Here is a 19,826-nt window from a genome sequence, read left to right on the forward strand (position 1 = left end):
ATGGGCGCGCGCGAACCGGTATTGATCGAAGGCCGCTGGCAGGCCTCGCACGACTCGGGCGGCGAATTCCGCGCTTTCGATCCGACCCGCGCGGTCGCGTTCGGCCCGGCGTTTCCGATCAGCGGCGCGCGCGACGTCGAGGCCGCGCAGGCATCGGCCTGCGCGGCCGCCGACCTGCTGGCGGCGTGCGACCCCGAGCGCATCGCGGATTTCCTCGATGCCTACGCGCTGGGCATCGAGCACGATGCGCCGGATCTGGTCGCGCTGGCGCATCTGGAAACCGCGCTGGCGATCGAGCCGCGGCTAGCCAAAGTTGAGCTGCCGCGCACCACCGGCCAGTTGCGCCAGGCCGCGCGCGCGGTGCGCGAGCGTTCGTGGACGCAGCCGGTGATCGACACCGCCGCCGGGCTGCGTTCGCATCTGGCGCCGTTGCACAAACCGGTGCTGATCTTCGGGCCGAACAATTTCCCGTTCGCCTTCAACGCGGTGGCCGGCAGCGATTTCGCTTCGGCGATCGCCGCGCGCAATCCGGTGATCGCCAAGGTCCATCCCTCGCACCCAGCGACCAGTCAGCGTCTGGCCGAACTGGCGCATCGCGCGCTGGTCGAGGCCGGTCTGCCGGCGACGGCGCTGCAGGTGCTGTATCACCTCGATCCAGCGCTCGGCCTGAGTCTGGCCGGCGATGCGCGATTGGGCGCGCTGGCGTTCACCGGCAGTCGCAACGCCGGTCTGGCGCTGAAGGCGGCCGCCGATGCGGCGGGCGTGCCGGCGTATCTGGAACTGTCGAGCATCAACCCGGTGTTCATGCTCGACGGCGCCTTGCGCGAGCGCGGCGCGGCGCTGGCGCAGGAGTTCTTCGCCTCGTGCACGATGGGCGCCGGCCAGTTCTGCACCAATCCCGGCGTGGTGGTGGTGCCGCGCAGCGCGCACGGCGATGCCTTCGTCGAAACGGCGGCGGCGTTGTTCGCCCAGGCGGGCGAGGGCGTGCTGTTCTCGCAAGGCGGGCGCGATCACTATCAAAATGCATCGGCGCGCTGGCGCGAAGCCGGCGCGACGTTGGTCGGCGGTGGCGAAGCCGCCAGCGGCGAAGGTTATCGGGTGCGGCCGGCGCTGTGGTCGGTCGATGCCGAGCCGTTCATCGCCGATGCGCGTTTGCGCGGCGAAGTGTTCGGGCCGGCCAGCCTGATCGTGCGCACGCGCGACGACCACCACGACACGATCGCGATCGCGCGCGCGCTGGAAGGCAATCTGACCGCGACGATCTACGCCGCGGCCGACGACGCCCATGCGCAGGGCGCTTTGGCCGCGCAACTGCGGCCACGGGTCGGCCGGCTGATCGGCAACCGCATGCCGACCGGCGTGGCGGTAAGCGCGGCGATGAACCACGGCGGGCCGTACCCGAGCACCGGCCATCCGGGCTTCACCTCGGTCGGCCTGCCGGCGGCGATCCGCCGCTTCGCCGCACTGCATTGCTACGATCAGATCGAAGAAAATCTGCTGCCGGCGGAACTGCGCGACCGCAATCCCGGCGGGATCGCGCGTTGCATCGACGGGCGTTGGACGACGGACGATATCGGAGCGCAGCCATGAACTATTCCACCCGACAGATCGGCGGCGTGAGCCTGGAGCAGGCGCGCGCACAGCTGGCGCCGTGGCGCGAGCGCGCCGCGGCGATCGACGCGGCCGAATACCAGCGCCGGATCGAACGCGCGCGCGAATGCATGCGCGCGGCTGGACGCGATGCGTTGCTGATCACCGCCGGCACGTCGCTGCGCTATTTCACCGGCGTGCCGTGGGGAGCGAGCGAGCGGCTGGTGGCGATGCTGCTGACCCTGGACGGCGACCCGGCCCTGATCTGCCCGGCGTTCGAGGCCGGATCGCTGTCGCATGTAGTGAACATTCCCAGCCAGACGCGGCTGTGGGAAGAACACGAAGATCCCTGCGCGCTGGTGATCGACACCTTGCGCGCGCGCGGCGCCAGCCGGCTGGCGCTGGACCCAGGCGCGGCGTTCGCGATCTTCACCGGCTTGCGCGCGGCCGCGCCGGGGCTGGACCTGAGCGATGCCGGTACGATCGTCGATGGCTGCCGCGCGCGCAAATCGGCGGCGGAGCTGGCGTTGATGAAGCAGGCCACGGCGATGACCCTGCACGTGCACCGCCTCGCCGCCGGGCTGGCCGAGGAGGGCGTCACCACCGGCGTGCTGCGCCGTTTCATCGACGAAGCCCATCGCGCGCTCGGCGCCGACAACGGCTCGACCTTCTGCATCGTCCAGTTCGGCGAAGCCACCGCGTATCCGCACGGCATTCCCGGCGAGCAGACGCTGCGCGAAGGCGAACTGGTGTTGATCGACACCGGTTGCTCGGTGCAGGGCTATCAGTCCGACATCACCCGCACCTACATCTGCGGCCGCGCCAGCGATGCGCAGACGCGCATCTGGGACCTGGAGCTGGCCGCGCAGAAAGCCGCGTTCGACGCGGTGCGTCCCGGCGTCAGCGGCGAAGCGGTCGATCGCGCCGCGCGCGAGGTGCTCGAACGCGGCGGCCTGGGGCCGGACTACCGTTTGCCCGGCTTGCCGCATCGCACCGGCCACGGCTGCGGCATGAGCGTGCACGAAGCGCCGTACCTGGTGCGCGGCAACCGGCTCGGATTGGACAGCGGCAATTGCTGTTCGAACGAGCCGATGATCGTGGTACCGCGGCAGTTCGGCGTGCGCCTGGAAGATCATTTCCATGTCACCGACGACGGCGCGGCGTGGTTCACGCCGCCGTCGGTGGCGATCGATCGGCCGTTCGCGGATTGAGCCGCGGCGGGAGCTGTTGTAGGAGGGGCTTCAGCCCCGATGCTCTTGTCTCAGGTCGCGACGTCTGATCGAAAAGCATCGGGGCTGAAGCCCCTCCTACAAAAGACCTCGCGGCTCAGCGGCTGCTTGCGGCAAAAAGGCGGTCCGCGGCAAAGAATCGGCCGCCGCGATGCGGGCGACAGACACTTCAGGCACATGGCCCGGCCCGGGGTTTGCCCCATGATGGCCGGCACCGTCCGCGACCCATCCGAGCCTTGCGATGATTTCGAACCGTTCCTTGTCCGTGCGCGCGCCCCTGGCCGCGTTGACCGCCGCGCTGTCGATCGGCCTGAGCCTGGCGCCGGCGTTCGCCGCCGAACCGGCCGCTGCCGCCGCCACCCGCGCCGCGACCAACGCGACCGGTGAGCGCTTCAAGGCGCTGTACACCCGCGAATGGAAGTGGCGCCAGGCGCAGTTCGCCGGCGGCGACGATGAAGACGTGCAGGGCCAGCCCGCCGCGCATCTGCCGCGGGTCGATCCGGCCAGTCAGGCCGCGCGCGAGCGTTACTGGACGCAGGTGACGACCGAGCTTGCGGCGATCGACAAGTCGCAGCTCAGCGGCGAAGACCCGGTCAACTACGAAGTCTTCCGCCAGCAGATCCAGAGCCTGCTGGCCAATCAGCGCGTGCGCCAGTGGGAGATGCCGTTCAACAGCGACAGCGCGTTCTGGACCAACCTGGGCTTCACCGCGCGCCGGCCGATCCGCGATGTCGTCGGCTATCAGCGCTATCTCGGCCAGCTGCGCGATATTCCGCGGTACTTCGACGAGCAGATCGGCAACATGCGCGCCGGCCTCAAGCGCGGTTTCAGCGTGCCGCAGGTGACGCTGACCGGGCGCGACGTGTCGATCCAGGAAGTCGCCGACGCCAAGCTCGAAGACAATCTGCTGTACACGCCGTTCAAGCAGATGCCGGCGAACATTCCCGCCGCCGAGCAGACGCGCCTGCGCGCCGAGGCGGCCAAGGCCATCGACGAATCGGTGCTGCCGGCGTATCGCAAGCTGTTGGCGTTCATGCGCAACGAATACATGAAACAGGCCCGCACCACCTTGGCGGCCGAATCCATGCCCGGCGGCGAAGCGCTGTACCAGGCGAAGATCCGCGAATTCACCACGCTGGACCTGACCCCGGCGCAGATTCATCAGATCGGCGTGGAGGAAGTGGCCAAGATCCGCGCGCAGATGGACGAGACCATCGTCAAGACCGGATTCAAGGGCAGCTTCCCCGAATTCCTGCACTACCTGCGCACCGATCCGAAGTTCTATCCCAAGACCGCGGACGAACTGATGATGCGCGCGTCGTGGCTGGCCAAGCGCGTGGACGGCGAGATCGGCAACTACATCGGCCTGCTGCCGCGCCAGCGTTTCGCGATCCGTCCGGTGCCGCCGGATCTGGCGCCGTTCTACACCGCCGGCCGCGGCGGCCGCGATGTGTATCTGCTCAATACCTACGATCTGCCTTCGCGTCCGTTGTTCAATCTGCCGGCGCTGACCTTGCACGAATCCTCGCCCGGCCATTCGCTGCAGGGTTCGCTCGCGGCCGAGCAGGAGGGGCTGCCGGATTTCCGTCGTTACACCTATATCTCGGCGTATGGCGAAGGTTGGGCCTTGTACTCGGAGAAGCTCGGCATCGAGATGGGGATGTACGACACGCCCTACGACTACTTCGGCTATCTGACCTATCAGATGTGGCGCGCGAGCCGGTTGGTCGTGGATACCGGCATCCATCACCTGGGCTGGACGCGCGAGCAGGCGCAGGCGTTTTTGCACGACAACACGGCGTTGAGCGATCACGAGATCGAAACCGAAGTCGATCGCTACATCGGCTGGCCGGGGCAGGCGTTGTCGTATTACCTGGGCGAGATGAGCATCGTGCGTTCGCGCGCGAAGGCCGAGCAGGCGCTGGGAGAGGATTTCGACATCCGCGCTTTCCACGACGCGATCCTGGCGCTGGGCTCGGTGCCGCTGCCGGTGCTGGAGCAGCGGGTGGATCGGTTTATCGAGGAGAGTCGGGGTAAGGCGGCGGAGAAGAAGGCCAAGGCTAAGGCTAAGTCTTAGGGGACTGCTTGGTTGGGTGAAGCAAAAGCGAATCCCCCCTGGCCCCCCTTTTTCAAAGGGGGGAACCCGTCTTGGGGTTTCTGCCTTTGCCGTTGCCGTTCCCCCCTTTGAAAAAGGGGGGCAGGGGGGATTTGCCTTTAGCGAGCACTCTCAGGCGCAGGCAACCCCCACTCGCGCCAGACCCGCGCGTACTGCGCCCGCGGCAACAGCACGAACACCGGCCGCGCCTGCGGCCGCAGCCACGCCAGCAGCTCGGTCATCGCGGCATCGTCCATCGCCGTGCAGCCCGCGGTGGTTTCCCCGGGCGCCTTCCACAGATGGGCGAAGATGCAACTGCCCGCGCCGGCAAGACGGCCCGGGTTGTGTTCGATCACGAAGCCCTGGCGATAACGCTGATCGCCGCCGGCATGCAGATCGCGACGCATCGGTTCGGTCGTGCCCTTCACCGCTTCGGGATCGGCCTTGCGGGCATCGACGATCTGGTTGTACAGCGGCGAATCGCTGACGTCGATGCAGTAGTCCGAGGCCGTCATCGCCGCATAGGGCAGGGCGGTGCTGGCGCGTTGCGCGTAACCGAAGGCGGTGCCGATGCCGAACATGCCCGCCGGCGCGCGACCGTCGCCTTCGCGCTTGACCGGGCCGCCGTCGTCGGGCGCCGCGCGCAGGCCGCGGCCCCAGGCCGAGCCGTTGCGGCCGATGGTGACCTGCGCCGGATCGCCGACCGCCAGCCAGCGATGGCCGTCGAACAGGTAACGCCGCAGTTGGCCCTGGGTCGCGTTCCAATCGGCGGTGGTGACCAGCACCAACTGCAGCTGGGTGGTGCCGTCGCCGGCGCGGTCGGCGCGGGTGCTGGCGCAGCCGGTCAGAGTGATGGCGATCATGGTGAAGGCCGCGCAACGAAGCCATGCCGCGATCTTGGCGGAGAGCGTCGGGGCTGAAGCCCCTCCCACAACAGATTTCGCCCGGCGCGGCCAACGGGCCGCTCCACCAGCACAGGCCGCAGCGCCGATGTCTTTTGTGGGAGGGGCTTCAGCCCCGACGCTTTCCGCCCAGACCGCATCGCTCCCACATCCCACCGCATACTGCCCACCCATATGCATCCCTCGCTGTCCATCCGATCCGCCGGGGCTCAAGTATCGAGCATGTCCTGGATGCGTTCGGCATTGCTGTCGAGCTGGCTGAGCCGGCCCTGGCCGCGTTCGCACAGCAGAATGAAGATCAGGTCCAGCAGATGCTGCAGCGCCGACTGGTACAGCAGCGGCTCGACGTGCGCGCGCTCGTCGTGCGCCGACACCAGCAGCGAGAAATCCGCGTGCGCGCGCAGCGGATTGGGCGTGTGGCGGGTGACCGAGACCACCTTGCCGCCGGTTTCGCGGAAGGTCCGCGCCAGATGGCACAGCGCGGTCTGCTTGCCCTGTTCGGAAAACACCAGCAGCACGTCGTCCTGGGTCGCGGTGGCGGTGCTCGCGGCCATCAGCACCGGGTCGAAGTGGTGGACGCTCAGGATGCCGATCATCGCCAGCTTCATCGCCAGCGCGCGCGCCGGAATGCCGTCCTCGCCCAGGCCGATGATGAAGACCCGGCGCGCGCCCTGGATGCGCTCGGCGATCGCGTCGATGCGATCGCGCGGGTTGATCAGCCGGGTTTCTTCCTCGGCGCGGGCCTTGCCGTGCCACAGGCGGTCGGCCAGGGCGGCGTGCGGATCGGTCGGCGCGGCCACCGCGGCGGCGCCGTCGTCGTGGCCGTCGCCGCGCGCGACCGCCTCGCCGATCGAATACTTGAGGTCCGGATAGCCCTTGAAGCCGAGCTTCTGGCTGAACTTGACCACGCTGGACTGGCTGATCCCCAGCGCGTTGGCCAACTGCTGCGAGGAGTAGTCGCGCAGCAGGTGCGCGTTCTCCAGCAGATAGTCGGCGATGCGGCGTTCGATCGCCGACATCTGGTCGCGTTCGGAGCGGATCTTGAGCAGTGGCGACATCGGCAGGGGTCCAATCCCGGGCACGGCGGATGACTACAGCGTAGCCGGCTTCGCGGCCGGCCGCGCGCTCAGGCGTGCAACGGCTCCAGGCCGCGGATTTCGCGGATGCCCAGGCCCGGGGCGTCGGTCACGGTGATCTCGGACTCGTTGAAGATCACCCCGCCATCGACCGGATTGAACGCGCACAGCGAGGGCCCGTCCAGATCGACCTTGGTGATGACGTTGGACTTGGCCACCGCCAGGTGCACCGCGGCGGCGACCGAGATGGAGGTCTCGATCATGCAGCCGATCATGCACTCGACCCCGTACATGGCGCAGATGTCCGCGATCTGGATGGCCTTGGACAGCCCGCCGGTCTTCATCAGCTTGATGTTGATGATGTCGGCCGCGCGCATGCGGATCAGGTCGATGACCTCGGCCGGGCCGAACACGCTTTCGTCGGCCATGATCGGGGTGTGGACGCGGTCGGTGACGTACTTCATGCCGTCCAGGTCCTGCGCCTTCACCGGTTGCTCGACCAGCTCCAGGCGCACGCCGGCGTCTTCCAGGGTTTGCAGCGCGTACACCGCCTGCTTGGCGGTCCAGCCCTGGTTGGCGTCCAGGCGCAGCAGCGCGCGGCCTTCGACCGCGGCATAGATGGCCTTGACCCGCTCGATGTCCACGCCGATGTCCTTGCCGACCTTGATCTTCAGCGATTCGAAGCCGCGATCGACCGCGGCGATCGAGTCGGCGACCATTTTCTCGATGTAGTCCACGCTGATGGTGAGGTCGGTGGTGATGACCGGATCGCCGCCGCCGAGCATCTTGTACAGCGGCGCGCCGTAGAGCTGGCCCCACAGGTCGTAGACCGCGATCTCGACCGCGGCCTTGGCGCTGGAGTTCTTCTCGATCGCGCCCTGGATCAGGCCGGTGATGCGGTTGAGGTTGGCGATCTCCTGGCCGATCAGGCGCGGCGAGATGAACTTGCGGATCGCCTCGACGATCGAGCCGTGGGTGTCGCCGGTGATCACCGCGGTCGCCGGCGCCTCGCCGTAGCCGATGTGGCCGGTGTCGGTGTGGACGGTGACGACGATGTCCTCGACCGTATCGACGGTGCGCAGCGCGGTCTTGAATGGGGTCTTGAGCGGTACCCGCAGCATGCCGAATCGGATGTCGGTGATCTTCATGTGGTCGTTGGCTTGGCTTGTTTCGTCGTGGTTCGAGGATGGGAGTGCGCGGCGCGGGCTAAGTTCAATCAGCCCGATGAGGCGAAAGCGGCGAAGTCTTTTGTGGGAGGGCCTTCAGGCCCGATGCTTTTGTTTCCGATCGCGGCGACCGGAAACAAAAGCATCGGGCCTGAAGGCCCTCCCACAACAGACCTCATGCAGTCTCGCCTCATGGACGTATACGTTGAATGCTGGTGATCCGGTCCACCGTCGGCTGTTCGCGGTTGAACAGCAGCGGCACCAGCGGCGTCACCGAGACCCCGTTGAGGTGAACGCGGGTGAGATCGCCGGTGCGGTCGCGGAAGGTGATGCCGGTGGTGTCGTGGATCACATACGGCCAGCCGTCCTCATGCCCGACCACCATCATCACGTGGCCGGGGATGTAGATCAGGTCGCCGACTTCCAGACTCTTGACGATCTTCAGCCGTTCTTCGTGGCTCAGGCTTTCGGCCAGATCGATGCGGTTGTAGGCCGGGCTGACCGCCTGGTCGCGGGTGTTGCGCGGCAGTTGCACGCCGAAGCTGCGGTAGATTTCCGAGACGAAGCCGCTGCAATCGCGGGTGTTGTACGAGTGGCCCCAGCCGTAGCGCTCGCCGAAGAACTTGAAGCCCTGGCGCACCAGGTTGGCCTGCGTCAGCGGCAGATAATCCGCGCTGGTATCCGCGTTGCGCGGCAATAGCGCAGGCGAAAACTGCAAGCGGCCTTTATCGTCGCGATACGGCAGTTCGATCACATGCGAAGCATAGTGATGCTGGCCGTTGACCGGCTTGTCGCTGGGCCAGTCCGCCAGCAGCGGCACGCGCACGCCCATCTCCAGTTGCACGTCCGACACGCCGGCCTGCTCGGGCGTGTGCACGGTGCGCGCGCTGGCGCCGGTCACCACCAGGTACGGCGTCTTGCGGGTGTAGGCGAAGATCGGCGCCTTGGCGCCTTCGGCGATGCGGTCTTTCTCGACCCAGGCCGCGTACAGCGGGCTGACCACGAACCAGTACTTGCCGTCGCGGCTTTCATGCGCGATCGCCACCGGCGTGCCCGGGAACAGCGCGCTTTCCTGATAACGGTCGATGTCGGTGTCGCCGCGCGAGTTGAACACACGCAGGCGGGTCGGGAAGGTGCGCAGATCGGCGCGGCGTACGACCATGCCGTAGCGGGTGTCCTGGCGCGCCGGGATGTTGTCCAGCGCGAGGTCTGCGCTCAGCCCGGTGAGCGTCGCCGCGGCGATTTCCTCGCCGCGTTCGTCGTACAGGGTTTCCTCGCGCGGCTGCGACATCGCTTCGATCCAGCCGCGCACCTGCGCCTGGGTGAGCTGCGCCGGCAGGTGTTCGATGTCGTGCACCGATGCGTCGAGTTCGTGCAGGCGCCGGTTCTGCGCCGCGATCGCCTTCGCATCCAGAATCGTCGCGTCGGGCCTGGCCTGCTGGCGGACCCAGTAGTCGGCGTTCAATTGCCCCTCCTCGATGCCAACCACGCCGGTTGACGGTGTACCCGGACGCGCGGCGTCGGCGCTACGCGCCGCTGCCGGCGTCGAACACGCCAAGGCGACGGCGAATAAGCATGTTGCGATGCAGCGCGCCGACGCGGCGACGGGCGCGCCGCGAAGGCGGGCGCGAGGGGCTGCTGCGCGGTGGCGGCGGTTAGCGGTTCGCATCGCATCTTGCTCCGGCACGCGCGCGGTTCGGCCGCGCGAGGTCACAGGCCCGATGCCGGTCGTCCGGCACCGACCCGGCCACGCCGCGGCGCCGTCGGGTCGAACCGCAGAATACATACTTCCTTGAGAAAATAGATAGAGAATAATTTATTGACCGGGTACTCCGCTCATGTTACACAGCCATGAACCGATGGCCCCGCGTGGGTGACACCAGGTATGGATCCCGTGACTGACCTGCTGTTTATCGCTCCCCGCGCGAGGGCCATCGTCTCCTGCGCGGCGCGCTGGCGAGTGCGTGCGCTGGCGTTGGGGATGATGTTCTCGATGCCGGCGCTGATGCTGGGCGTCAACGTATCGATGGGCCCGGCTTATGCGCAGGCCCAGCAGCGCACGCGCGAAGCCGGCGAACATCTGGCCGCGGTCGTGGCGATGATCGACAGCGGCCGTTTCAAGCAGGCGCAGGCGCGCATCGCGCAAGCCTTGGCGCAGCCGGAATTGAGCGAGAGCCAACGCCGCGATCTGCAGTTCCAGAGCGAACGCATGCGCCGCATCGGCCTGGACTTCACCCTCGACCGCGCCCAGGCCCAGGCCAAGCTGCGCGTGCAGATTCCGGATCTGCGCGAGGACGAATTCGACGACTGGGACCGGCGCGGCCTGCTCGAATCGATGACCATCGACGGCGACAAGCGCTATTTCCAGCGCGCGCCGTCGAATCTGTTCCGGCTCGACGCCGCCGCGCTCAAGCGCCGCCGCGCCGACGCCAAGCCGCTCAGCCAAGGGCCGATGGAGCGCTTCAACGCCCATCACGCGCAAGTGCGCGACGCCGCGCTCGCGAGCGGCTACGGCGCGCCGCGGCGCGTGCGCATCACCCAGTCGCTGACCGTCGACGCCGACGCGGTGCCGGCCGGCAAGACCTTGCGCGCGTGGCTGCCGTATCCGCGCGAACTGCCGCATCAGCAGGAAGGCATTCGTTTCATCGCCAGCACCCCGGCGGCCCATCGCATCGCGCCGGCATCGGCGATGCAGCGCACGGTCTACTTCGAGCGCAGCGCGAAAGCCGGACAGGCGACAAAATTCGAAGTGAGCTATGAGCTGACCGTGTTCGGCCAGTACCGCAGCATCGATCCGGACAAGGTAGTGGCCGCGCCGGCCGACAGCGAAACCCGGCCCTACCTGGGCGAACGCCCGCCGCACATCGTCTACACCGACGCCCTGCGCAAGTTCTCGCGCGCGGTGGTGGGCGATGAAACCAATCCGTACCGCATCGCGAAGAAGCTTTACGCCGCGGTCGATCGCATCCCCTGGGCCGGCGCGCGCGAGTACTCGACGATCACGAACATCTCCGACTACGCCCTGCACGCCGGCCACGCCGACTGCGGCCAGCAGACCTTGCTGTTGATGACGCTGCTGCGCCTCAACGGCATTCCGGCGCGCTGGCAGTCGGGCTGGGTCTACGGCGACGACGGCTACACCAACATGCACGACTGGGCCTGGATGTATCTGGCCCCCTACGGCTGGATGCCGGTCGATGTCACCAGCGGGCGCCTGGATTCGCCCGATCCGCAACTGGCCGATTTCTATTTCAGCGGCCTGGACGCTTATCGCATCGCGTACAACGACGACTACGGCCGCGACTTCGTCCCGGCCAAGCGTTTCGATCGCTCCGAGACCGTGGATTCGCAACGCGGCGAGGTCGAGTGGGAAGGGGGAAATCTCTACTTCGACCAATGGGACTACCACTACAGCGCGCAGGTGCAGGCGGCGAAGCAGTAAGCGCGCGCGACACCGCTCAACACTACTTTGGGGAGGATGTGCGGCATGAAAGGCAAGACCTTGCGTAAGTCCGGACTGTGCATGGCGATGGGGATCTGCCTTGCATCGATGGTGATGCCGGCGTTGGCGGCCAATACCGACGGCTCGCTCGCCGGGCGGGTGGCCGCCGGCGCGCAGGTGACGGTGCGCAGCGCCGATACCGGTTTCACCCGCACCGTGAAAGCCGACGCCAACGGCAACTACCGTTTCCCGTTCCTGCCGATCGGAACCTATCAATTGCAGGCCAGCAAGGACGGCGCGGCGATCGGATCGCCGATCAATGTCGTGGTCAGCCTGGGCAACGAAGCCAACGTCAATCTCGGCGCCGGTGGGGCGACCGATCTGGCCGCGGTACAGGTGATCGGCTCGCGCGTGATCACGCCGGTGGACGTGCGCTCGACCGAGTCGGCGACCAACGTCACCAAGGCCGAGCTGGAACGCGTGCCGGTCGGGCGCGATGCCCAATCGGTGGCCTTGCTGGCGCCGGGCGTGATCCAGGGCCAGTACGGCGGCGCCTCCTTCGGCGGTTCGTCGGTGTCCGAGAACGCGGTCTATATCAACGGCCTGAATGTCACCGACTTCTACAAGCGCGTGGGCTTCTCCTCGGTGCCGTTCGGGTTCTTCAAGGAATTCCAGGTCAAGACCGGCGGCTACTCGGTGGAATTCGGACGCACCACGGGCGGTGTGATCAACGCGGTGACCCAGTCGGGCACGAACGAATTCAAGTACGGCGCCGAACTGGTATGGGAGCCGTCGTCGCTGCAGTCCGACGGCAAGAACCACTACGATCGCAACGGCGACCCGTTCCGCATCTCCAGCAAGGACAAGTACGACCGCACCAACCTCAACGTCTACGCGTCCGGCCCGATCGTCAAGGACAAGCTGTTCTTCTATGCGATGTACGAGTTCCGCGACTACCGTCCGGAAAGCACCAACGACAGCGGCAGCACCTTCTTCAAGGGCAAGTCGGACAAGGGCTTCTGGGGCACCAAGCTGGACTGGCAGATCAACGACCAGCACCTGCTGGAATTCCTGGCCTTCTCGGACAAGAACGACACCACCACCGACAACTACAAATACGACCTCGACGCCGACCGTCGCGGCGACCGCACCAACACGCAGTTCAGCGAGGCCGGCGGCACCAACTGGGCGCTGACCTACACCGGCTACCTCACCGAGAACTTCTCGATGAAGGCCCTGTACGGCCAGAACAAGCGCGACCGCATCAACAGCAGCCTCAACGACATCGCCTGCGACGCGGTCCAGGACCGGCGCGTGGCCGGCCTGCCGCAGATCGGCTGCGTGTCCTCGGCGCAGATCGAAAAGGGCCTGGACAAGCGCGAGGCCGCGCGTCTGGACTTCGAATGGCAACTCGGCAATCACCTGCTGCGCTTCGGCCTGGACCGCGAGGTCAACACCTCCGACAACGAGAGCTTCTATCCGGGCCCGTCGCGCAAGTTCTATCAGATCTATCCGACCGTCCCCGGCTCGCAGCTGGAGAACGGTGGCATCGTGCCGGCCGGCGTCAACGCTTACGTGCGCGCGCGCCAGCAGGAAGTCAGCGGCAGCTTCGAGTCGATCAACTCGGCCTATTACATCGAAGACAACTGGCAGATCACTCCGGACTTCATGCTCAACGCCGGCGTGCGCGTGGAAGGCTTCAACAACAAGAACGGCGAGGGCAACACCTACATCAAGATCGACGACATGATCGCGCCGCGCCTGGGCTTCTCGTGGGATTTCCGAGGCGACGGGCGTTCGAAGATCTTCGGCAACATCGGCCGCTATTTCCTGCCGATCGTGAACCAGATCAACGTCAAGCAGGCCGGCGCCTTCCTCGATGAGCGCACCTTCTACGTATTCAACGGCCTGGAGCCGTTCGTCTACAACGGCCAGACCTATATGCGTCCGATCCTGGGGCCGCAGATCGGTCCGGTGGACAACAGCCAGGGCGACGGCAGCGTCGGCGATCTGCGCAGCGAGGTCGATGCCGATATCGATCCGGTGTACCAGGACGAAGCCATCCTCGGCTTCCAGAGCATGATCGACGAGACTTGGTCGTGGGGCGTGCGCGGCATCTATCGCCGTCTGCACAATGCCATCGACGACATGAACATCACCTCCAACGGCATTTTGTGCGGCGGAACGCCGGGCGAGATCGGTTATGTGATGGGCAACCCGGGCAAGAGCGTCAAGCTGTACACCGACACCAACTGCGACGGCGTCAACGACGCTTACGTCAACATCGACACTTCGCGCGCCGGTTGGGCGATGTACGACGACGACGGCAATTACGTCGGCGAACGCGGCTGGGTAAAGCCCAAGCGCACCTATCGCGCCCTGGAATTCATGCTCGACCGCGCCTGGGACGACAAGTGGGCGTTCAACGCCTCGTATACCTGGTCCAAGAGCGAGGGCAACGCCGAGGGGCCGTCGAACTCCGACTTCGGCTTCGACAACACCGGCCGTACCGAGTCCTTCGACGACCCGTTCGTGAACTTCAACGGTTACGGCCCGCTGCCGAACGACCGCCGTCATCAGATCAAGCTGCGCGGCGCGTATGCCTTCAACGACAGCTGGTCGGTCGGCGCGACCTTGAATGCGCAGTCGGGCCGGCCGGTCAACGCTTTCGGCAAGGGCAACCCGTTCGACAGCACCAACTATCACAGCTTCTATACCTGCGTGGCCAATTGCACCGGCGAGCCGTCGCAGCGCGTGTACGAGCTGCGACGCCGCGGTTCGGGCGGGCGCCTGCCGTGGATCTTCGACATCGGCGCCAGCGTGACCTATCAGCACAAGTTCACCGGCGCCGATCTGCGGGTCAAACTCGCGGTCTACAACCTGCTCAATCAGCAGCGCAAGATGGAAGTGGACGACGAATACGAAACCGGCATCGGCGTGGTCAACGAGTTCTACGGCTACGGCACCGGCTATCAAACCCCGCGCTACGCCCAGCTGACCGTGTCCGTGGATTTCTGACCGCGGCCATTCCCTCGACCCCTTGGCGGCCCGGCGACACGGGCCGCCCTTTGTCTACCTCGACAGGGCTTTCCACCGATGCGACACGACTCTCCACGGTGGCCGGCCCTGCTTTTTTTCGCCGCGCTCGCGGCGACCGGCAATACCGGCGCGCATCAATCGCGCACGGCGGCGCTGGACCGCATCGTCGATGAAGTGCAGGCGCGCTATCGCTTGCCGGGTTTCGCCGTCGGCGTGGTCGAAAACGGCGAGGTGGTGTACCGGCGCAGCGAAGGCGAGCTGATCGCCGGCAGCGGCCGCAAGATCGGCGCCGACAGCCTGTTCAAGATCGCCTCCAACAGCAAATCCATGACCACCGCCGCGCTGGCGCGATTGGTCGATGCCGGCAAGCTGCGCTGGGATGACCCGGTGACGAAGTACTTGCCGGATTTCCGCATGCACGAAGACTGGGTCACGCGCGAGATGCAGGTGCGCGATCTGCTCATCCACAACAGCGGCCTGCGCGCCGGCGCCGGCGACCTGATGCTGTGGCCGGAACCGAACACGTTCACCCGCGCCGACATCCTGCACGGGCTGCGTTATCTCAAGCCGGTGCACAGCTTCCGTTCGCGCTACGACTACGACAACCTGCTGTACATCGTCGCCGGCGAAGTGGCGGCCAAGGCCGGCGGCGCGCCTTACGAGGACGTGCTCAAGCGCGAAGTGTTCGCGCCGTTGGGTTTGTCGCGCTGCCAGATCGGCGCCTGGGATCGCGACGCGGTCGGCGATGTCGCCCAGCCGCACGCGCGCCGCGATGGCCGTTACCTGCCGGTGCGCCAGGACGAAGCGCGGATCGCCGCCAGCACCATGGACCCGGCCGGTGGCGTGCGTTGCAGTTTGAACGACATGATCATCTGGCTGCGCGCGTGGCTGACGCCCGACCGCCGCGGCGCTGACGGCAAACCGTGGCTGTCGCGCGAGCAGCGCGAGGCGTTGTGGCGCGCGCAGATGCCGATGAACGTCTCGCCGCGGCAACGCGATTGGGCCAACACCCATTTCGCCGCCTACGGCTACGGCTGGCGGCTGACCGACGCCGACGGCGCGTTCAAGGTTTCGCACACCGGCACGCTGATGGGCATGTATTCGCTGGTGACGCTGTTGCCCGACCGCCGCAGCGGCTTCGTGGTGTTGATCAACGGCGATGCCGGCGACGCGCGCAGCGTGTTCGATCAGATGCTGACCCGGCAATTCACTGCGGCGCAAGCCGAGCGCGACCGCGAGCGTGGAGTGGCGTGGTATGCCGATGCGCTGGCCGCCGACGCGCAGGCGCCGGTCGCGGGGCGCGCGCCCGACACCTCGCGGCGCAAGGCCGCGACGCCGGCTGAACTGCGCGCGCGGCTGGGCGTGTATCGCGACCCGTGGTTCGGCGAGGTCAGCGTGTGCGCGCGCGGCCAGTCGGTGCGCTGGTCCGCGCGCAAGTCGCCGTTGCTGACGGGTACTATCGTCCGGGCCGGCCCGCGCCTGCGGATCGACTGGGACGCCGAGGAAGTCGATACGCCGGCCTGGATCGACTTCGCCGCCTCGGACCAGGCCGCTACCTTCGTCATGAGCAAGGTCGATCCCGATGCCGATTTCAGCTACGACTTCGAAGACCTGGCGTTCACGCGCGTCGGCGATTGCGGTTGAGGCCTGCGCGCTGCTGGTATTGATCGGTTGCGTCGCCGCGGTGCGCTCGCCCGACGCGCAGACGCCGGCCGCGCCACAGGTGTCGAACGCCGCCGATGCGGCCTCGGCCGGAATGGTCGAGATCCGCTCGCTGGTGGCGGACATGTCGATGGACATCCGCTACGCCGGCAGCGACAACTTCGTCGGCCGGCCGGTGGACGGCTACCGCGGCGCCGGTTGCTATCTGCACCGCAACGTCGCCCAGGCCCTGGCGCGGGTGGAGCGCGAACTGCGGCCGCAGGGGCTGCGCCTGCATATCTACGATTGCTACCGACCGGTGCGCGCGGTTCGCGATTTCGTCCGCTGGGCCGGCGACTTGAGCGATCAGAAGACCAAGGCGCGTTATTACCCGGCGCTGGACAAGCGCGTGCTGCTGGGCGACTACATCTCGCCGACCTCCGGCCACAGTCGCGGCGCGACTGTGGACCTGGGATTGATGGAGTCGCACGCCGGCGGCGATCGCATCGTCGAGATGGGCACCGGCTTCGACTACTTCGACAAACGCGCGCATACCGATTCGCCCGACATCACCGCGGCGCAGCGGGCCAATCGCCAGCGCCTGCGCGCGGCGATGCAGCGCGAAGGTTTCGAGAATTATCCGCTGGAGTGGTGGCACTACACCTACAAGCCCGAACCCACCCCGGCGACGGCTTTCGATTTCCCGGTCGAGTGAATCGCGACGCGCGCGACCGGCCGCAGCATTCGACCCAGGAGGCAGGCGATGACGACGATGGCCGGTAAGCGATCACCACGGCGGCCGACGATGGGCGTGTTCGTGCTGGCGGTGTCGATGGGCTTGAGCGGCTGCGCGAGCGCGCCGCCTGCCGCGCAACCGCCGGCCGCCAGCGGCGAGGCGCGCGTGGACGCGCTGATGGCCGACTACCAGGGCAAGGCGCCCGGCGCCAGCGTGCTGGTGCTGCGCGACGGCCAGCCGTTGTTGCGCAAGGGTTACGGCCTGGCGGTGCTGGAAACCGGCGAGGCGGCGACGCCGCGGACTAATTATCGTCTGGCCTCGGTGACCAAGCAGTTCACCGCCGCGGCGGTGCTGCTGTTGGCGCAGGACGGCAAGCTGAGCCTGGACGATCCGATCAAGCGTTGGCTGCCTTCGTTGCCCAAGTCGGCCGATGCGATCACGATCCGGCAGATCCTCAGCCACATGTCGGGGCTGATCGATTACGAAGACGTGATGTCGTCCAGCTTCGACGCCGACCAGCGGCAGATGCACGACCTCGACGTGCTGCGCGCGCTGGAAGGGCAGGATCGCGGTTATTTCGTCCCGGGGCAGGGCTATCGCTACAGCAACAGCGGCTACGCGCTGCTGGCGCTGACGGTGCAGCGCGCCTCGGGGCGCTCGTTCGCCGGCTTCCTGCGCGAACGCATCTTCCAGCCGCTGGGCATGCGCGACACGGTCGCCTACGAGCGCGGCGTGTCGGAGGTGGCGCACCGCGCCTTCGGCTACAGCTACGAAAACGGGCGTTGGCTGCGCACCGATCAGAGTTCGACCAGCGCCGTGCTCGGCGATGGCGGTATCTATTCCTCGATCGATGATCTGGCGAAGTGGGATGCGGCGTTGTACGACGATCGTCTGCTCAGCGACGGCTCGCGGGCAGCGGCGTTCATCGCCCACACCGCGACCGACCTGGCCGATGTCGGCTACGGCTACGGTTGGCGCATCACCGGCGAGACCTTGTGGCATTCGGGCGAGACGATGGGTTTTCGCAACGTCATCGTGCGCTGGCCGCGACGGCATCTGACGGTGGTGATGCTGACCAATCGCAACGATCCGGAGCCTTATCGAAAGGCGTTGGAGATTGCCGAGGTGTATTTGCTGTCGAGTCCGGCGCGGGAGCGGTGAGGTAGCTGGTTGCTTCGGCGCGGGCGCATGAGGCCGTCATTACCGTGAAAGCGGGCTTCGCTTTATTTCGGCAGCCGAACATCCAGAGACTTCAGCGCCATCCTTCCAGATCGTCATTCCCGCGAACGCGGGAATCCAGTGACTTCAAACGTTCTCGCACGAAAGGCCCTGGATTCCCGCGTTCGCGGGAATGACGAGCAAAAGCGAAGGCGGGAACCCAGAGACTTCAGCGCCATCTCTCCAAACCGTCATTCCCGCGTAGGCGGGAATCCAGAGACTTCAGCGCCATCTTTCCAGAACGTCATTCCCGCGAAGGCGGGAATCCAGAGACTTCAGCGCCATCTCTCCAAGTCGTCATTCCCGCGAACGCGGGAATCCAGTGTCTTTGCCGTGACCTGCATGAAAGTCGCTGGATTCCCGCGTTCGCGGGAATGACGGGCTTGGGGGAAGGGACGGGAGTCGGGGAGTGCGAAGCAAGCGAAAAGCCACGAGGCCTCACCCAAGCCAAACGTTTCGCACCATAACTGGAACACTCCACCCCCTCCCGCATCCACAAACACCGCTTGCTATTAAATAGCGCGCTATGTAAATTATGCCCCATGAAGAAGCCCGCCGCCACCGCCAAGCCGCCGCAGCCGACCCTGCTGCTCGACGATCAGCTGTGCTTCGCCCTGTATTCGACCGGGCTGGCCTTGAACAAGGTCTATCGCAAGCTGCTGACCCGGCTGGACCTGACCTATCCGCAGTACCTGGTGATGATGGTGCTGTGGGAACGCGACGAGGTGACCGTGTCGGAAATCGGCGAACGCCTGTTCCTGGATTCGGCCACGCTGACGCCGTTGCTCAAGCGGCTGGAAACCGCCGGCCTGCTTACCCGCACCCGCGCCGCCAGCGATGAGCGCCAGGTCATCATCGCGCTGAGCAAGGCCGGGCGCGCGCTGAAAACCAAGGCGCAAGGCGTTCCGGTCGGGATGTCGTGCGCGGTGGAAGGCTGCACGGTCGAGCAACTGACCGTGCTCAAGACGCAACTAGAATCGCTGCGCGAGAGCCTGATCCGCAGCGGCGCCAGCTGAGTCCGCATCGCCGCCATTCGCCGTATTCGACCGCGAACCGCTGTCCTCGCCCGGCCAAAACAGTGCGCTATCGAATCGCTGACAATTCAAATACCGAACACGAACCCGCGGGCCACCGCGACTCATCCCCGGCACTACCCTCTCTCAATCGGAGCACCGACATGTCCATCGAAAAAGTTCTCTACACCGCCCACGCTCACGTCACCGGCGGCCGCGACGGCCGCGCCGTTTCGTCCGACAACGCGCTCGACGCCAAGCTGACCACCCCGCGCGAGCTCGGCGGCGCCGGCGGCGACGGCACCAACCCGGAACAGTTGTTCGCCGCCGGCTACTCGGCCTGCTTCATCGGCGCGCTGAAGTTCGTCGCCGGCCGCGAGAAGATCGCCTTCCCGGCCGACGCCTCGGTGGACGGCAGCGTCGGCATCGGCCAGATCCCGAGCGGTTTCGGTATCGAAGTCGAGCTGAAGATCTCGCTGCCGGGCCTGCCGCGCGAACAGGCGCAGGAACTGGTCGATAAGGCGCACGTGGTTTGCCCGTACTCCAATGCGACCCGCGGCAACATCGACGTGACGCTGACCCTGGTCTGATCCGATCGCATCGTGGCGGCGTCGTCGCCACGCCGATTCGACACCCGCGGCCCGGATGCGCAAGCATCCGGGCCGCGTCGTTGTGCGAC

14 protein-coding genes are annotated in these 19,826 nt (G+C 66.6%); 10 read left to right on the plus strand and 4 right to left on the minus strand.

Annotation, left to right across the window (positions count from 1 at the left end; all coding sequences use genetic code 11):
* From J7J50_RS16055 to J7J50_RS16065, 3 genes are all read left to right on the plus strand, one after another.
* On the plus strand, window positions 1–1,590 hold the full coding sequence (locus J7J50_RS16055; protein ID WP_215057479.1) for an aldehyde dehydrogenase family protein: 1,590 nt from the start codon (window positions 1–3) through the stop codon (window positions 1,588–1,590).
* Window positions 1,587–2,801, plus strand: a complete 1,215-nt coding sequence (locus J7J50_RS16060) for a Xaa-Pro peptidase family protein (protein WP_215057480.1) — start codon at window positions 1,587–1,589, stop codon at window positions 2,799–2,801. Before J7J50_RS16055 ends, J7J50_RS16060 begins: the two co-directional genes overlap by 4 nt.
* A 259-nt stretch (window positions 2,802–3,060) precedes the next feature.
* Window positions 3,061–4,896 (plus strand): DUF885 family protein, encoded by a 1,836-nt coding sequence (locus J7J50_RS16065; RefSeq protein WP_215057481.1) that lies wholly within the window; start codon window positions 3,061–3,063, stop codon window positions 4,894–4,896.
* 137 nt (window positions 4,897–5,033) lie between these two features.
* Here the strand turns inward: J7J50_RS16065 and J7J50_RS16070 are convergent, their stop codons facing one another.
* The 4 genes from J7J50_RS16070 to J7J50_RS16085 all read right to left on the minus strand — a co-directional run bounded on the left by J7J50_RS16070 (window position 5,034) and on the right by J7J50_RS16085 (window position 9,523).
* Window positions 5,034–5,777 carry a hypothetical protein gene (locus J7J50_RS16070; protein ID WP_215057482.1) on the minus strand — a complete coding sequence of 248 codons (744 nt, stop codon included), beginning with the start codon at window positions 5,775–5,777 and terminating at the stop codon, window positions 5,034–5,036.
* Between the two features lie 248 nt (window positions 5,778–6,025).
* Window positions 6,026–6,874 (minus strand): MurR/RpiR family transcriptional regulator, encoded by an 849-nt coding sequence (locus J7J50_RS16075; protein ID WP_215057483.1) that lies wholly within the window; start codon window positions 6,872–6,874, stop codon window positions 6,026–6,028.
* Between the two features lie 68 nt (window positions 6,875–6,942).
* Window positions 6,943–8,040 (minus strand): dipeptide epimerase, encoded by a 1,098-nt coding sequence (locus tag J7J50_RS16080; RefSeq protein ID WP_057944466.1) that lies wholly within the window; start codon window positions 8,038–8,040, stop codon window positions 6,943–6,945.
* A 208-nt stretch (window positions 8,041–8,248) separates the two neighbouring features.
* Window positions 8,249–9,523, minus strand: a complete 1,275-nt coding sequence (locus J7J50_RS16085) for an SH3 domain-containing protein (protein ID WP_251044567.1) — start codon at window positions 9,521–9,523, stop codon at window positions 8,249–8,251.
* A gap of 633 nt (window positions 9,524–10,156) precedes the next feature.
* Here J7J50_RS16085 and J7J50_RS16090 point away from each other — a divergent pair.
* The 7 genes from J7J50_RS16090 (at window position 10,157) to J7J50_RS16120 (ending at window position 19,737) form a co-directional block, all read left to right on the plus strand.
* Window positions 10,157–11,500, plus strand: a complete 1,344-nt coding sequence (locus tag J7J50_RS16090; protein WP_251044571.1) for a transglutaminase-like domain-containing protein — start codon at window positions 10,157–10,159, stop codon at window positions 11,498–11,500.
* 45 nt (window positions 11,501–11,545) lie between these two features.
* Window positions 11,546–14,518 carry a carboxypeptidase regulatory-like domain-containing protein gene (locus J7J50_RS16095; RefSeq protein ID WP_215057485.1) on the plus strand — a complete coding sequence of 991 codons (2,973 nt, stop codon included), beginning with the start codon at window positions 11,546–11,548 and terminating at the stop codon, window positions 14,516–14,518.
* A gap of 78 nt (window positions 14,519–14,596) precedes the next feature.
* On the plus strand, window positions 14,597–16,183 hold the full coding sequence (locus J7J50_RS16100) for a serine hydrolase domain-containing protein (RefSeq protein ID WP_215057486.1): 1,587 nt from the start codon (window positions 14,597–14,599) through the stop codon (window positions 16,181–16,183).
* Window positions 16,122–16,895: a M15 family metallopeptidase gene (locus tag J7J50_RS16105; RefSeq protein ID WP_215057487.1), complete on the plus strand. Its 774-nt coding sequence runs from the start codon at window positions 16,122–16,124 to the stop codon at window positions 16,893–16,895. The genes J7J50_RS16100 and J7J50_RS16105 overlap by 62 nt, the downstream gene beginning before the upstream one ends.
* Before the next feature lie 117 nt (window positions 16,896–17,012).
* Window positions 17,013–18,077: a serine hydrolase domain-containing protein gene (locus tag J7J50_RS16110; RefSeq protein WP_215057493.1), complete on the plus strand. Its 1,065-nt coding sequence runs from the start codon at window positions 17,013–17,015 to the stop codon at window positions 18,075–18,077.
* 599 nt (window positions 18,078–18,676) lie between these two features.
* Entirely contained in the window at window positions 18,677–19,150 is a 474-nt protein-coding gene (locus J7J50_RS16115; RefSeq protein ID WP_215057488.1) for a MarR family transcriptional regulator, read from the plus strand.
* Between the two features lie 161 nt (window positions 19,151–19,311).
* The gene (locus J7J50_RS16120; RefSeq protein ID WP_215057489.1) at window positions 19,312–19,737 is read left to right on the plus strand and encodes an organic hydroperoxide resistance protein; all 426 of its coding nucleotides are present in this window, start codon (window positions 19,312–19,314) and stop codon (window positions 19,735–19,737) included.
* Window positions 19,738–19,826 lie beyond the last annotated feature (89 nt).

The organism is Lysobacter sp. ISL-50 (genome assembly GCF_018612875.1).
Taxonomy (GTDB): Bacteria; Pseudomonadota; Gammaproteobacteria; order Xanthomonadales; family Xanthomonadaceae; genus Lysobacter.

Excerpts from the sequence above, each read along its gene's own strand:
- J7J50_RS16075 (WP_215057483.1), bottom strand. The coding sequence starts at position 6,874 with ATGTCGCCACTGCTCAAGATCCGCTCCGAACGCGACCAGATGTCGGCG.
- J7J50_RS16100 (WP_215057486.1), top strand. The coding sequence starts at position 14,597 with ATGCGACACGACTCTCCACGGTGGCCGGCCCTGCTTTTTTTCGCCGCG.
- J7J50_RS16115 (WP_215057488.1), top strand. The coding sequence starts at position 18,677 with ATGAAGAAGCCCGCCGCCACCGCCAAGCCGCCGCAGCCGACCCTGCTG.
- J7J50_RS16110 (WP_215057493.1), top strand. The coding sequence starts at position 17,013 with ATGGGCTTGAGCGGCTGCGCGAGCGCGCCGCCTGCCGCGCAACCGCCG.
- J7J50_RS16060 (WP_215057480.1), top strand. The coding sequence starts at position 1,587 with ATGAACTATTCCACCCGACAGATCGGCGGCGTGAGCCTGGAGCAGGCG.
- J7J50_RS16080 (WP_057944466.1), bottom strand. The coding sequence starts at position 8,040 with ATGAAGATCACCGACATCCGATTCGGCATGCTGCGGGTACCGCTCAAG.
- J7J50_RS16120 (WP_215057489.1), top strand. The coding sequence starts at position 19,312 with ATGTCCATCGAAAAAGTTCTCTACACCGCCCACGCTCACGTCACCGGC.
- J7J50_RS16090 (WP_251044571.1), top strand. The coding sequence starts at position 10,157 with ATGATCGACAGCGGCCGTTTCAAGCAGGCGCAGGCGCGCATCGCGCAA.
- J7J50_RS16095 (WP_215057485.1), top strand. The coding sequence starts at position 11,546 with ATGAAAGGCAAGACCTTGCGTAAGTCCGGACTGTGCATGGCGATGGGG.
- J7J50_RS16065 (WP_215057481.1), top strand. The coding sequence starts at position 3,061 with ATGATTTCGAACCGTTCCTTGTCCGTGCGCGCGCCCCTGGCCGCGTTG.
- J7J50_RS16055 (WP_215057479.1), top strand. The coding sequence starts at position 1 with ATGGGCGCGCGCGAACCGGTATTGATCGAAGGCCGCTGGCAGGCCTCG.
- J7J50_RS16105 (WP_215057487.1), top strand. The coding sequence starts at position 16,122 with ATGCCGATTTCAGCTACGACTTCGAAGACCTGGCGTTCACGCGCGTCG.
- J7J50_RS16070 (WP_215057482.1), bottom strand. The coding sequence starts at position 5,777 with ATGATCGCCATCACTCTGACCGGCTGCGCCAGCACCCGCGCCGACCGC.